At 45.0% G+C, this 14,011-nt stretch carries 12 protein-coding genes; 1 reads left to right on the plus strand and 11 read right to left on the minus strand.

Annotated features, from left to right (window positions below):
* Positions 1–178 precede the first annotated feature (178 nt).
* Positions 179–1,825, plus strand: a complete 1,647-nt coding sequence (locus NST74_RS17145) for a glycosyl hydrolase family 28-related protein (RefSeq protein ID WP_341113463.1) — start codon at positions 179–181, stop codon at positions 1,823–1,825.
* Between the two features lie 4 nt (positions 1,826–1,829).
* Here the strand turns inward: NST74_RS17145 and NST74_RS17150 are convergent, their stop codons facing one another.
* The 11 genes from NST74_RS17150 to NST74_RS17200 all read right to left on the minus strand — a co-directional run bounded on the left by NST74_RS17150 (position 1,830) and on the right by NST74_RS17200 (position 13,991).
* Complete coding sequence (locus tag NST74_RS17150) at positions 1,830–2,996, minus strand: aminotransferase class I/II-fold pyridoxal phosphate-dependent enzyme (protein ID WP_339286930.1); 1,167 nt, start codon at positions 2,994–2,996, stop codon at positions 1,830–1,832.
* Positions 2,997–3,055: 59 nt separating this feature from the next.
* Positions 3,056–4,162 (minus strand): GNAT family N-acetyltransferase, encoded by a 1,107-nt coding sequence (locus NST74_RS17155; RefSeq protein WP_341113467.1) that lies wholly within the window; start codon positions 4,160–4,162, stop codon positions 3,056–3,058.
* 78 nt (positions 4,163–4,240) lie between these two features.
* Entirely contained in the window at positions 4,241–5,050 is an 810-nt protein-coding gene (locus NST74_RS17160; protein ID WP_341113468.1) for a GNAT family N-acetyltransferase, read from the minus strand.
* The gene (locus NST74_RS17165; protein WP_341113470.1) at positions 5,047–5,673 is read right to left on the minus strand and encodes a sugar transferase; all 627 of its coding nucleotides are present in this window, start codon (positions 5,671–5,673) and stop codon (positions 5,047–5,049) included. Before NST74_RS17165 ends, NST74_RS17160 begins: the two co-directional genes overlap by 4 nt.
* A 24-nt stretch (positions 5,674–5,697) precedes the next feature.
* Entirely contained in the window at positions 5,698–6,816 is a 1,119-nt protein-coding gene (locus tag NST74_RS17170) for an LCP family glycopolymer transferase (protein WP_081954113.1), read from the minus strand.
* A gap of 3 nt (positions 6,817–6,819) precedes the next feature.
* Positions 6,820–8,730: a polysaccharide biosynthesis protein gene (locus NST74_RS17175; RefSeq protein WP_042128579.1), complete on the minus strand. Its 1,911-nt coding sequence runs from the start codon at positions 8,728–8,730 to the stop codon at positions 6,820–6,822.
* 62 nt (positions 8,731–8,792) lie between these two features.
* A complete protein-coding gene (locus tag NST74_RS17180) occupies positions 8,793–10,106 on the minus strand; it encodes a glycosyltransferase family 4 protein (RefSeq protein WP_341115914.1) in 1,314 nt (437 codons plus the stop codon).
* Complete coding sequence (locus NST74_RS17185; RefSeq protein ID WP_341113475.1) at positions 10,039–11,301, minus strand: O-antigen ligase family protein; 1,263 nt, start codon at positions 11,299–11,301, stop codon at positions 10,039–10,041. The genes NST74_RS17180 and NST74_RS17185 overlap by 68 nt, the downstream gene beginning before the upstream one ends.
* 35 nt (positions 11,302–11,336) lie before the next feature.
* Positions 11,337–12,605 carry an oligosaccharide flippase family protein gene (locus NST74_RS17190; protein ID WP_341113477.1) on the minus strand — a complete coding sequence of 423 codons (1,269 nt, stop codon included), beginning with the start codon at positions 12,603–12,605 and terminating at the stop codon, positions 11,337–11,339.
* Entirely contained in the window at positions 12,578–13,285 is a 708-nt protein-coding gene (locus tag NST74_RS17195; protein ID WP_341113479.1) for a CpsD/CapB family tyrosine-protein kinase, read from the minus strand. Before NST74_RS17195 ends, NST74_RS17190 begins: the two co-directional genes overlap by 28 nt.
* The gene (locus NST74_RS17200) at positions 13,233–13,991 is read right to left on the minus strand and encodes a YveK family protein (protein ID WP_341113482.1); all 759 of its coding nucleotides are present in this window, start codon (positions 13,989–13,991) and stop codon (positions 13,233–13,235) included. Before NST74_RS17200 ends, NST74_RS17195 begins: the two co-directional genes overlap by 53 nt.
* Positions 13,992–14,011 lie beyond the last annotated feature (20 nt).

A 14,011-nucleotide genomic window follows, 5' to 3' on the forward strand; every position in this document is an offset into this window, starting at 1 on the left:
TTTCGCCCTGTAAGGTGCTCTTTGTACCGTGCATCAGTAGAAAAGTTCACATAAAATACTTAAGAAGAAACGATGTTGTCATTCAATATGGACGACAACCGTTACTCGTAGAAATATAAGGATGTATATAACGATGACTTTCTTATATTTCAAATCAAAAAATAAAGGAGTGAAGTATATGGCAACTGCACCTATTCCAGATAATTCTGTAACAACGTCCGTGATTGCGGACGGCGCGGTCACTTCTATTAAATTAGACCCTGAAACTAACGGTTACGTGAATGTTCGATCCTATGGCGCTAAAGGGAATGGTACTAAAGATGACACCATCGCGATTCAAAATGCAATCAATGCCGGAAATGCCAAACGCAAGGTTGTTATTTTCCCGCCTGGTGTATATAAAGTATCTTCAGGCCGCATGCGTAATCCTTCCAGCCTTGAATGGTGGTGTCTTCGTATACCAACCGGAACTAATCTAAGCTTTGAACCAGGATCTAAGCTGTCACTGGCTTCGAACCCTCCTTCAGATACTAGAGTACTTGTCATCCTAAACGCCTCTGATATCACGATAACAGGCGATCTCGAAATTGATGGAAGTGCTTCGACTGTGAAAACAAACGTCAACGATCAGCTTCACGGCTTGTTCATTTCTTCTTCGCAAAATATATCCATCGAATCGGTATACTCCCATGATTGCTACGGTGACAATATTTTTATTGGAGGTACAGAAGCGATTCCATCCGTTAACGTTCAGATCGGGTATGCGCGCTGTGAAACGGCTGGACGCAAGAACTTCGTCATCCATTTTGTAGACCAACTTCATGTCAACAGTGCTGTCCTGAACAACAGTCGCGGCGGAGCACCTAGCTTCACTGGAGCCAACTCACTAGACTTGGAGCCCGATGAGTTCAAAGGTACTCGCAGCTTTTATCAACGATTTGATTCCTTGACTACTACTGGTTTCGGTAATGATCTCTCAGCAGGACTTACAGATGAAATCGCTAGACTCTGGACCCTCGACATCGGTTCACTTGATATGCGTGTTAGTGGATCGGCGAGTCCTGCTATACTCTCTTATGGACTAACGTTAAAAATCAGTAACTTATTTATTCGTTCTACCGATCATAAAGCTAGTTATGGTCTACAGACGATCTATTCACAATTTATTGATATCGCTAGTGCAAGCTTCGATGGCATCGGTGGTCCGGCTATCTTTGCTGCGTTTAATGCTGCTGGAGGTAAACCAAGATTGCATATCGGATCGTTAGGAGTGTACGGCTCAGGCTCCAGCTTAGCTAGCGGAGTCCGAATCGACGGAGGAGATCTTTATGTGGGGACTATGGATGCACAGGATCTAGTAGGGAGTTCTCTATACTTGTTCGCTACACAGTCAGACACCATGGTTACTGTTGACAATATGATCGTTCGTAACAGCGGGACCAATCAGGTAGTACTAGTCTCTTCTTATGGTTCGGCTAAGCCTTTCTTGCATTTGAACAATGTAGCGGTATTTGATACCCGTTCTGTGAAGGTAAAACGCATTCTAGAATTTGAAACATTGGTTGCCATGCAAGGCACTTCCCTTGGCACCGTGTATAATCCGTATGCTATTACTGAATGGTTCTCTACCTATGGCAACTTCAAACGGGCAGTCCGACTCGTTGGTGGAACACTGCTTCCTGCAGTATTTATCGTGGAAGGTTCGCCAGAGGGAACGATAACCGCTCCGATTGGCAGTCTGGCTATGCGAACAGATGGTGTAGCTAAAGCTACTTTTTACGTGAAGGAAAGCGGAACCGGTGCTAACGGTTGGGTTGCCAAGTAAACATTCAGCGGTTCTGAATGCATGACTCTATTGCATCCATTATACGAACCAGATCATCATCCGATAAGGAGCTTCCAGAGGGTAGACATACACCTTTTGTGAACAATTGATCAGATACACTATGTCCCTCCATGTATGGATAATAGAAGGCATTCTCGAACAGCGGCTGCAAATGCAGTGGTTTCCATACAGGTCTAGCTTCTATATTGTTAAATTCCAGGCACTTTAAAAGTTGATTAGAGGAGAAGCCCGCGATCTCTTCATCAATCGTTAGCGCACTTAACCAGCGTGTACTGCGACAATTAGGTGCTTCCGGCATAAAATGAAGACCTGGAACGGATCCCAATCGTTCTGAATATACTCGAGAAATATGTCTACGCCGTTCAACTCTTTCCTCTAGTAGCTCCAACTGACCGCGGCCTATTGCTGCCAACAGATTGCTGAGACGGTAGTTGTAACCCATTTCGGAATGCTGATAATGTGGTGCAGTGTCACGCGCTTGCGTAGACCAGAAACGAGCCTGTTCCAATGCTTCGGTATCATCCGATACAAGCATACCTCCACCTGAGGTTGTAATGATTTTATTACCGTTAAAAGAATAAATTCCAAAGCGCCCCCAAGTACCACTAGCCTTTCCATGATAAAAAGCACCTAGAGATTCAGCCGCATCTTCTATCAATGTAATACCATAACGATTCGCGATTTCTACAATCGGCTCCATGTCTGCGCTCTGCCCGTACAAATTGACAACAACGGCTGCTTTCGGCAGTAGCCCTCTGTCATTTAAATCCTGGCAGGCCCGCTGAAAGGCTAGTGGACACATATTCCATGTCTCCGGCTCTGAGTCTACGAATACAGGTGTAGCTCCTAAATATAGAATAGGATTGGCACTGGCTACGAACGTGAGCGTCGAACAAATCACGTAATCTCCTTGAGAAACACCGGCAAGACGCAGTGCAAGATGAATTGCCGCTGTTCCAGAGCTTAATGCAAGTGCACCCTTTGAACCTGTATAGTCGGCCATCTCCCGTTCGAAAGCATCGACTTGTGGTCCTATGGGAGCGATCCAGCCAGAGTGAATGGCATCCTCCAAATAAGCCTGTTCACGTCCACTCACATGCGGTGGAGATAACAAGATTCGTGGTAGAATGCTTGGTTGACGAATACTCATGCCTTGCTCCTTTCTCCATTTGGATGCTTTAATCCAGATGGATTACATATCTTATTGAATTACTTCAGAGCATGGTCCATGATATTTTGATTCAGAAAAGAGGGATGCCGGTAGAGTGGAAAGTAATTCCCCGCCCCCCCGGAGTCATAGAGCGACATTATTCGTTCATACACCTCGGGGAAAAATATTCGCTTACCTAGGTAATAGTCCAGTGGTTCTAGTTGAGTCGCAAATTTTAGTTTGAACTGAAATAGTTCGTCGTTACCTGTATATCCTCCACCGAGATGGAATTTTTCGTATCCATTCTCCATCCCCCACAACGCTGCTGAGTGGATGAGAAGTTTGGTGGGTGACCACTGCAGATAAGCTCGATCCCAACCACATAAGTGATAATGCATCCAAGGCCGATCAAGGAGCACAATACTTGCGGCTACCGCCTTTTCCCCATCCATCGCCTCGAACAGCGCTACCCGTCCCTCTGGCAAAAGGCTTGTATCTTCTATAAATTTTTGAGGAAAATAATAAAAGGGATCCGCTTGTAAATCATCTAACGTGCCGTAATATAATTCGGTGAAAGGCTCAATCCGATCCTTAAGCTCCGACTTTCGAATGGTAAATGGCGCTGACTTTAGTTTACGAATATTTCTTTTATGATTGCCGCCATAGTTCTGAATTAGTGCTGACTCTGAGCCAACGGTCAAATCTATATATGCTGTATTCCGATTCAACTCCGCAGTAAGCCCGTTTTGGGCTTCGGTGGCATTGCCTATGAAAGGATGAAATCTTACGAACTCGGTCATAATTCTTTTCTCTCTGCAATAATCTGTGAACGTTTCACTGAATTGTCGATAGAGCTCCGATCGTTCCGCTCCTCTAGGCACATTAGATATCGGTCCCCCGTATCCATAAGGTGTACTGATGTCGTACCATTCCCCTTCAAGTCCCAGTTGGATGAGTGCTGGAAGATGACTTATGGAACGTAGTAAATAAGGATAAATGATGAGCTTCTCACCCTGCTTAAAAACAAACAACTCTGCCTGTTGAAGATCATCCTCGAACATTCGAAAAAACTCTGCTGAGAAATAGATATCCTTCTTATCCATCTGAATCAAATAAGCATCCCATTCTTCAGAAAGCGAGCTGTTAAGTATAATGAAATTACTCATACGTCACCTCCTAAAAGTTAAGTTAGCGTATCCTTCCTTGAGGTACTTAGACAAAGCTTACTTCGGAAGCATTCGCTGCTAATCTAATATCTTGATCATACGTATGCTTTCAGTGCTTAAGCTTAGCGCAGGATCTCTCTCACGTAGAAATGCATCGGATGAGAGCAATAACAACTTTCTCTCACGGTCTAGGTCGAGTAACACATCGGTTAGTGATTCCCCGCCGTCCCACTCTCCACTTTGCAGTTGGATGCGAAAATACCGCTCGCCGAGCCGACCCACAACTGAAGTCTTCTGTTTCGTTCTAATCCTAAAAGAAGAGAATCCGTATTTTAGATGATGCGCCTCTGCCATCGGGTAATCATCAATGATGTACGCCACTTCCTCATCATCTATATGTGATCCAGCAGCAATAAAATCTGCACTACCCACGAATGAACGATCCAAATCCCTCACATACCAATAAGTACGTCCTTCTTCAACAAAACCTAGACGAAGATACCAAGCATGAGCCTGTTCATTCCATGAGAACACATCCAGCACCAACTTCTTAATGTCATCCCTTTTTGCTAATTTCTCTCCGTATGCCATGAGCATGCCGCCAATACCATCCTTACGATAAGCCGCATCCACATTTAAATTATTCAGAACCAACATTTGTTCCATTCTTCGCCATTCAGCGAATCCAATGAGCGCTTCTCCAATATAAGCTCCAATCAATAATGTGGCTGAATGTCCTCCACACTTACAAGCTGCTTGTAGATATGCCGGATAACCAGCACAAGCAAATATCGTTTGATTGTAAACATGCTCCGGTAAGTTGCTCTTTAAGAGCCGGCATGCATGATGTATATCGTCTTCATGCAGCGGTCTAAACTGCACATTCATGCCTGGCCCTCCTTTTTATTCAGCCTATACTCATCCAGAGGAAGGCTATGCCGACCTGGATTGGCTACAACATCATCTTGGCGAATCACCTTCAAGACGGTCTTACATAATATCAGCGCATCCAGTCTGAAGCTTAAATTCTCGACATAAGTGACATCATACGAAAGTCGGTCTTTCCATGACGAAGTATTGCGTCCTGACACCTGTGCTAATCCCGTAATTCCCGGTCTTACTGAGAAACGCAGCCTCTCCTGTTCGGAATAGTAAGGGCTGTACCGCATGAGCAAAGGTCTTGGACCAATCAGGCTCATTTCTCCCTTAACAACATTCACCAATTGCGGTAATTCATCCAGACTTAGCTTTCGGATGATTCCGCCAAACTTGATGTATCGTCGCTCATCAGGTAACGGCTGACCCTGCGTGTCATACAGTTCAGCCATGGTCCGGAATTTGTAGATGAAGAAGGGTTTCTCTCCCCGTCCAGGTCGCTGCTGCTTGAATAAGATTGGGCTTCCAAGCTTTATTCGAATCAACACCGCCACCACAGCCATGACTGGACTAAATATACATAACATAACGATCGCTCCCACAAGATCGAAGCCTCGTTTCATATGGCGATACATGTTAGTACTCCTCCCGCCTTTCTCTTAATCCGTAAAAAGACGTTCCTTAAGTGAATTCACCTGTTTTAAATCAGCACTCCAGTAGTACACCTTGGTTCCAACTAGCGGATCAGGACCAAAACTGTTGTTACCTGGTATCTGCTCGTATTGAAAGTCATCGGAAGTTATCCCCTTGAATAACCAAGCTAAGCTGAGCAAATCACTGTCGCTAAAGCTTGTATCGATAATGTCTTTCTTTTCATGGAGTAGTAATCCCGCCAGATCCGGAAGATGCTCAGGACTGAGTAGCTTATTGGCCACAGCTCTAACGATATTGAATTGCTCTTCTTGACGACTAAAGTCACCGTTCGGAGTAGAATACCGCTCCCTTGCAAGATAGAGTGCATGTACGCCATCTAGATGCTGTTCACCTTTTTTGATAGTAATCTCTGGCGTTATGGTCACGTCCTGATCGATCACCATATCAATCCCACCGATCGAATCGATGAAATCACGAACACCTGAGAAGTTCGTCTTGATGTAATGATGAATGGGGATATTCATAAAGTCGCTCACTGCTTGAATAAGCGTCAGTGTTCCTTGCTCATTCCCACCTTTGGATTCCCCAACAATATGAGCATGGTTAATTTTGGTATATCCGACATTTTGGACATAAACCCTTGTATCACGCGGCACAGAGACGATGTTCACCTTCCGCTGTTCCGGCATCACATGTACAACCATGATGGTGTCTGCACGCGAAATCTCCCCGCCCCACGTATCAGTTCCAATGAGTACAACATTGAAGGATGAAGTTTTTTTATCGGATGCAGATGTTGTCGCTGTTGGTTCAGATGATGGAGGTACCGTAATCTCCGTATTTACTGGGCTTTTCGAAGTCTCTTCCGACTGCGTTTTCCCCACAGGAACCACAGAAATTTTAGAGCTAGGTATCGTCAATGGATTAAGGACCGCCTTTTGAAAACGCTGTTCAGGATTTAACACCCCTCTAATCCAAATCCCACCAACGACAATCACAATTAGAAAACCAATCAGGGCGAATCTTCCGATTCGCCTCATGACTATTTGCTTTCTTGTGAATTTCCTGTCGCTCTTGCCACGCAAATGCAATCTCTTTTTCCAACTTCTCATAAACGACTTCATCGCTTAGATCCCCGCATGAACTTCGGATTTGATCCGTTCAAGCTCATGAGTAACAACCTGTGGTTCTTCTTGAAAGCCCGAATAGCTCGGAATAAGCTGCTTTAATAATTTCTTAATTTGATAACTGCTCGGCACAAATTCGTACCGTTTGCACAAATTCTCCAGAACTCCAAGAACCAAATTCAATTCAGATCTGGATACACTTTGAGGACGACTGATCATGATGCGATAGTTATTGGTAACCATCAACCCTTCCTCTTCCGTCAGGAGTTCCTCATATAATTTCTCTCCAGGACGAATACCTGTGATCACAATGGGGATATCTTTATCGGGTTCTAAGCCGGACAGACGTATTAAATCTCTTGCTAGATCGTATATCCGAACTGGCTTACCCATATCAAGCACGAACACCTCGCCGCCTTGTGCCAGTACACTCGCTTGAATAACCAATTGCACCGCTTCAGGAATCGTCATGAAATACCGCACCATATCCATGTGGGTGACTGTAACCGGGCCACCACTCTCAATCTGTCTTTTGAATAACGGAATAACACTTCCCCGGCTACCGAGTACATTTCCGAAACGGACAGCGGCAAAAACCGTCTTGCTGGATGAATTCTGATCATTAATAATCATTTCTGCAGCCCGCTTCGTAGCTCCCATGACACTGGTTGGATTAACCGCTTTGTCTGAAGAGATGAGAATGAACCGCTTTGCACCATATTTGGCGCTCGCCTCCGCAACATTCCTTGTTCCGATAACGTTGTTCTTAACCGCCTCGACCGGGTTCATCTCCATAAGTGGAACATGTTTATGCGCTGCGGCGTGATACACGATCGTAGGTCGGAAATTTTGAAATACACTATCGATCCGCGACACATCTTGAATATCCGCTATGATGGGTTGAATCTTCTGATCGGGATATAGCTGACGCAGCTCTTGTTCAATAAGGTAAATGCTGTTCTCACCATGCCCAAGAAGCAGCATTTCCTTCGGACGATATGCAGCTAGCTGCCGGCACAGTTCCGAACCGATGGAGCCTCCAGCACCCGTGATGAGGATACACTCACTCCCTAAATTCTCGCGAATCTCCTCCGTGTTAATCTCAACAGGAGTTCTTCCCAGCAAATCATTTACGGACACTTCACGGATTCGATTAACTGCCATTTTCCCGTCCAAAATTTCTGTCATACTAGGCATTAGCTTAACCTGTGCTTTGGTTGACTTGCAGATTTCGATAATCTCCATTAAGTCGTTTTGTGGTGCAGTCGGAAGGGCAATAATAATGAATGCAATATCCAGCTGATCCACGGCTTCTGGAATGAAATTTCGGTTACCCACAATCGGGAGCCCCATTACTTCCAGCTTTTGTTTGGATATATCATCATCAATGAAGGCGACCGGATTCATAAATTTGAATCTTGAATGCTTGATATCTTTCGTAACGAGGATTCCTGCCTTACCAGCCCCTACGATTAGAAGATTACCTTCGAAGGCCTCCTTCGTACCCGTTGTCTCAAACCCATCATTAAGAAGACGTTTAACCATTCGTAACCCAACAATGCCGAGGAACACATAACCCGCTGCAAAATAAATAGAAATCGGTAGTCGATAGGAAGGAACTACTGCATGTGCGGATACGTTGACAACAATCACGCCAACAAGTGTTAATACACTCACTTTCAGCAGCTGCAACAACTCTCTCATTCCCGTGTATCGCCAGATATTGTTATACACTTTGAATCCAAATGAGAAGGCCGCATACACCGCAATGTGAATCAATATAGCCCACGGAAGCATCCACACGTACATCTCAGGGATTTGAAAATCAAACCGAAGTAAAAACACAAGCCACACTGAAGCCGCAATAATCCCCGCATCCAACATGACCAAACGGACGATCCGCATTCTCATCACTTCTTTCTCCCTAATTAACTAAAAGTTCATTTACTCGACTTTTATGTGTGAGTGAATGATCAATCTCCCGACAGGCTAGGCTGCATTTCAGACGGAACTCTCTTTCTTTCCTTCTTATTCAATGCTTCTATATAGATCGAGTCCATTTCACGGAGTACTGCAGGCAATCCGTAGCGAATGATACTCTCCTTGTTTGTTTCTCCCATCGCTGTGGTTAATGCTGAATCATCTCGTAGTTGAATAAATGCCTTAGCGGTAGCGGCAATATCATCAACGGGAACTAACATGCCTGTTGACTCATGTTCGATCAAATCACGAATCCCCCGAATATGTGTACCGATAACAGGTTTTCCTACTGCCATCGCCTCCATAATCGCCCGAGGTAATCCCTCCCGATAGGACACAAGTGCAGCAACATCACAAGCTCTAAGCAGTTCAGGAATATCTCTACGATATCCAAGCATATGTACGCGATCGCTGACACCTAGCCGATTAGCAAGTTCCAATAGTGTCTGCTCAAGCGGCCCCGTACCCGCAAAAGCCAGATGAATATTAGCAGCTCGAGCCCCTAACTGACCCAGCGCTTCAATCAACTGCTTCTGATTCTTGTTGGCGTTAAGCTCAGCAACGCATAGGATGATGAAGGGCGGTTCATCATGCTCAATTTTTGGAAGATCAAATAGTTGGCGCCGCCTATCTGCCTTCTCTGTCTCAACTTCAGGATGATCACGTTCGCTGCTGTAAACCTGGAGATCGAGTCCTACACCACTCACATAGATCACTTTTTTCCGTACAGAAAATTTCTGGGCACGTGTATAATCTTCACTATTTATGGTGATCAGCACATCTGTCCAGCGTGCCATTAACCGCTCCAGCGGATAATAAAGCATCCAATTCACTAAAGGGGCTCCCTTGAAAAAATGAAAGCCGTGAGCTGTATACAATGTGCAAGGTATACCTGCTCTATAGGCTGCAAGCCGTCCGAGAATCGAAGCAACTGGCGTATGTACATGGACGAACTGAAACCCCTCCTTCTTGAAGCTTTCCGTTAACATCCTTAGAGCCGCCAAGTTCTGCATCTGCAAAGGACTGCGCTGGATGGGCACATCATGGCAGACGATTCCCTTCTCTTCTAACCGTAATCTCGCTTCACCAGGTTGTGCGTAAGCATGCACTTCACATCCCTTTTGCTGCAACAACTCCATGTAAGGTAGATGGAAACTCTCAAAATGCCCGAAAATGGAGGCTACAAAAGCGACTCTTACCGGCCCACAGTCTTCAGCAGCTTTACTCCCGAACCTCTTGTTATTGCGCTTGTTCTGCTTGTTGCCGTAGCTTTCGACCAGTTGACTTTTCGATGCCTTTGGTTCGATACCGCATCACTCCTTTCCACCCCGTTTTCGTTAATCGGATGCAAGCCGCGTTCATAGCCATCATGAACCACCAGTACCGCTGGAATAAGGCTTCAATGCCCATCGAAAGTCCAATCATCGCTGCGTGAGATAGCAGTAATGCCATAATGATCGGTCTGTTCACCTTATCTGCCGCGCGATAAGAACGGAGCCCGACGATGAAGAACCAGATCATGAATCCGCCATACACGATCAAGCCTAGTAAGCCAAATTCCGTCATAAACCAAATCGGAGTATTATGGATAATAATCCGCAATTCATAGTTATAGCTACCAAGTCCAATCCCTAATAATGGACTTTGGGCGATCCAATCTACTGCCTTCCCAATGATGTCAAGTCGTGATTGAATCTGCGAGGGTCTACTAGCCATATTCCCAAGTACATCCAGATAAGCAGTACCTTTATACAACAACAGTGCTCCAAACGCGACACTAAACCCCATGCCGATCTTTAGAAGTCGAGAAGGATTCGTCAGGAGAAGCGTAAGTAGAACAAGGAACAGACCAATCCATGACGATCGCGAAAAGGTCATCATGATTCCCCCGGCTAAGGTAATCGTCGCTAGCGTGCTCACCCATCCCCTAAGTAACTTCACTCCGTTCCCACTCGTCATGATATGAATGGCAAAAGCCGTTACTAGTAACCCGCCGTATGCATTCGGATCAATTAACATCCCGGAGAGACGACCATCTTGCACCATATATGGAACCTTAACTCCACTAAAGAAGTCGAACAAAGCTAGACTATTGAAGATCAGCACGCTGATCAGAAAAGCACGTAGCATTTTATATAACCGATCCCAGCTATCTATAGCTTGAACAAGCATGATATACGTCAGCAGCAGGAGTATAAACCCAAAATCTTTTTGCAATAGAGCGTATTGCGTAATGAATCCATTGCGCCAAATGGATACAAACGAAGCTAGGACGAAAATAAACAACATTCCCCAATGCCATGAACTAAACTGCCTACGGTCCAATTTGAGGTGTATACCAGCCGTAAACAAACCAAGCATCACGAAAAGATCAGAGGGTGCGATTCGAAAGGCGCCACCGAAGTCAATTTGGGCCGGAAGGCAGATGATGTAACCCATAACCGCAAACAGAAATAAATTACGCATGGTGTAGGGTTTCCCTACAACGGATACAGATGTCATACAAGCCCCTACTTTCGTATGAGAAATTGCCTCACTTATGCGGCCAATTCCCGTTGTACCTGTTTCCTTGCCTGACGAATTACCAAGTAAAGCACGATCACACTGCCAATCATCTGAACGAATAAAGCCAAACTAGCCCCCATCGCAGCACCTATCACCCCGAAAATGGGTACGAAGATCAGACAAGTAAGCCCATTAGTGATTACTGAACAAAGAAACAACGGAATCTGCGCTTTGTACTTGCCCGTAGCCGTTATGGCATACCACAGGTAAGACGATACAAACACCAACAAGGTAGAAACGAGCAACCAATGAAATAAACCTATCTCTGCAGCCACATCTGGACTGAATAAAAGGGTTAGCACCTGAGACCCAAATATCCACCCGATCAAACAAGCAACCGCACTAATTCCAACCCCCATTGCAATCATTCGACTGAGCAAAGTAACAAACTCCTTATGACGCCCAGCAGCATGCCAACGGGCAAGACGTGGCGTTATCGCTTCACCGAGCGCAGTAACAATAACGTTGCAGGCAACAATCATGTATGAGAGCGTAGCGTATATACCTAAATCATGTTCCCCTTTAAAGTAAGAGATTGCGTATAATGGAATATTGGTATTTAGCGACATTAACGCGAGCACAATGCCTAGGGGTGAACTGATGATCAGCAAGCCCCACAATTGTCTTTTGTTAAAAAGTGGCCTGAGCGATGTGAAGACTCTCGCTTTACGAGCATCGTATGCAATCGTTATTGCTAACCATCCGATGATCATGACTAACAATGCTAGAATGAGATTCTGAGTAGGGATAAATACGAGGGCGAAGGCAAGTATGGAGAATAATCCTTTAGCGGTTCTCGAGAAAGATATTTGATCTAACTTCTCTTGCTTCTGAACGATGCCCAACAAAATATCGCTGACCGACTCAACAATTCTATACAATCCGATGAAAAATATGACTATAGCTGTATTCCAATCAAAACCACCGACGATGCAACAACCTGCTGTAATCGTGAATGCAACAGCGGTTGTCACGAGTCGAAGGCCAAAAAAATCTCCGAAAATATATTTCCCAGAGGCATCAACTATCAAGACCGAGCGCAGGTGCAGATGCGACAACATGAAGATGGGAGCCGTCACAGCAAGACCTAACGAATATTGCCCAACAATTTCGGATGATCCAAACTTATTAAGCAGAATTACAATCACAAACTGAGCACCTGCATAAGTGATATTCCCGAATAAATATCGAAGAGAAGCAAAGGTCATATCCGTTAGACCATTCCAGAAGATGAAGCCCAATCGGCAAAATCTTCACCGCGAATCTTGTAACGCTTGCTACTTTTTCGATAATTCAGAACTGCTCCCAATACATGTGCACCTTGCTGCTCAAGCATCTGTTTGGCAGAGTTCGTATGCTTCAAGAGCACTTTCCCAGATTTAACTACTAACAGTACACCCTCTGTCATCTTTGCCAAGATAAGCGCATCCGAGAAGGGCATTAACACCGAAGAAGAATCGATAACAATCGTATCAAATCGCTCACTAAGCTCTGCAAATAACCTCTTCATTCCTGTTGATCCTAGTAAGTCCGCCGGATTCGGTGAGATTGGACCAGAGGTCAGTACTGAAAGCCCCTCTGAATCCTCAATAGAAAAAATACAATCCTCCAATCGGGTTTGATCCACTAGGATGCTACTTAACCCGACCCAATTGGGTAAATCGAATGCCTTATGCACAGTTGGCGTGCGCAAGTCTCCATCGATCAGCAGCACGGTTCTGCCCGTTTCCGCCATAGCTATGGCCAAGTTCATCGCTACTGTCGACTTCCCTTCATCTGGAAGAGAGCTTGTGACTAATAAAGATCGGATTTCTCCACCTACTCGGGTATAGCGAATATTGGAGCGAATCGTTCGGAATTGATCTCCATTAGATGATTTCGGTTGTTCCAGGCAATACAATTTTGGCGTTTTCTTCTTCATGTCTGGTGGCTCCTTCTACTGAATTGGATTTCGATTTCGCCCGCCGTTTCCGTGGCTTCAATTTCCCCACCGTTCCTAGCAGAGGAAGCTGCAAATCCAACTGAATGTTTTTGGCGCTCCTCACAGGTTTTTCTGCCAATTCCCGTAGAATGGAAAACGCGACCCCAGCAATCAATGCAAGTCCGAAAGCAACAACCATATTAAAGACAGGTTTGGGTGAGATCGCCTCAAAAGGAACTTTGGCTCGGTCGAGAAACACTACATTTTCTACCCCCATAATGGCTTGAATGTTCTCGTTGAAGGCCTCCCCAAAACCGTTTGCGATATCCGTAGCCCGCTGAGCATTAGAATCCGTAACAATTACCGTCGTCACTAATGACTCACTACTAGTTCTTGTCTTAACTTTTTCTAATAGTTTTTCAGGGGTCATATTTAATTGCAGCCTTCTAACGACCTCCTCAGCAATTCTGCTGCTTCGGATAATTTCCCCGTAAGTGGTTACTAGTTTTTGCCCAGCCATAATGTCATTGATTGCCTTCTGCTGCCTGTCCCCTTGAATAAGAATAGAAGCTGTCGCCTCATATTTCGGCTTCAAAACATAGTAGCTAACGAAGCTAGCGAGACCGACCGAAACAATACATAACACAATGATGAACAGCAGCTTACGTTTTACTAGCTTCAAAATGCTGCCCAGTTCAAATTCCATCGCTCATTTCTCCTAACCGT

Origin of the sequence: Paenibacillus sp. FSL F4-0125, assembly GCF_038008565.1 — a bacterium.
GTDB lineage: Bacteria > Bacillota > Bacilli > Paenibacillales > Paenibacillaceae > Paenibacillus_AQ.

Excerpts from the sequence above, each read along its gene's own strand:
- NST74_RS17175 (WP_042128579.1), bottom strand. The coding sequence starts at position 8,730 with ATGAGAATGCGGATCGTCCGTTTGGTCATGTTGGATGCGGGGATTATT.
- NST74_RS17155 (WP_341113467.1), bottom strand. The coding sequence starts at position 4,162 with ATGAGTAATTTCATTATACTTAACAGCTCGCTTTCTGAAGAATGGGAT.
- NST74_RS17160 (WP_341113468.1), bottom strand. The coding sequence starts at position 5,050 with ATGAATGTGCAGTTTAGACCGCTGCATGAAGACGATATACATCATGCA.
- NST74_RS17170 (WP_081954113.1), bottom strand. The coding sequence starts at position 6,816 with ATGAAGTCGTTTATGAGAAGTTGGAAAAAGAGATTGCATTTGCGTGGC.
- NST74_RS17185 (WP_341113475.1), bottom strand. The coding sequence starts at position 11,301 with ATGACATCTGTATCCGTTGTAGGGAAACCCTACACCATGCGTAATTTA.
- NST74_RS17145 (WP_341113463.1), top strand. The coding sequence starts at position 179 with ATGGCAACTGCACCTATTCCAGATAATTCTGTAACAACGTCCGTGATT.
- NST74_RS17150 (WP_339286930.1), bottom strand. The coding sequence starts at position 2,996 with ATGAGTATTCGTCAACCAAGCATTCTACCACGAATCTTGTTATCTCCA.
- NST74_RS17200 (WP_341113482.1), bottom strand. The coding sequence starts at position 13,991 with ATGGAATTTGAACTGGGCAGCATTTTGAAGCTAGTAAAACGTAAGCTG.
- NST74_RS17165 (WP_341113470.1), bottom strand. The coding sequence starts at position 5,673 with ATGTATCGCCATATGAAACGAGGCTTCGATCTTGTGGGAGCGATCGTT.
- NST74_RS17195 (WP_341113479.1), bottom strand. The coding sequence starts at position 13,285 with ATGAAGAAGAAAACGCCAAAATTGTATTGCCTGGAACAACCGAAATCA.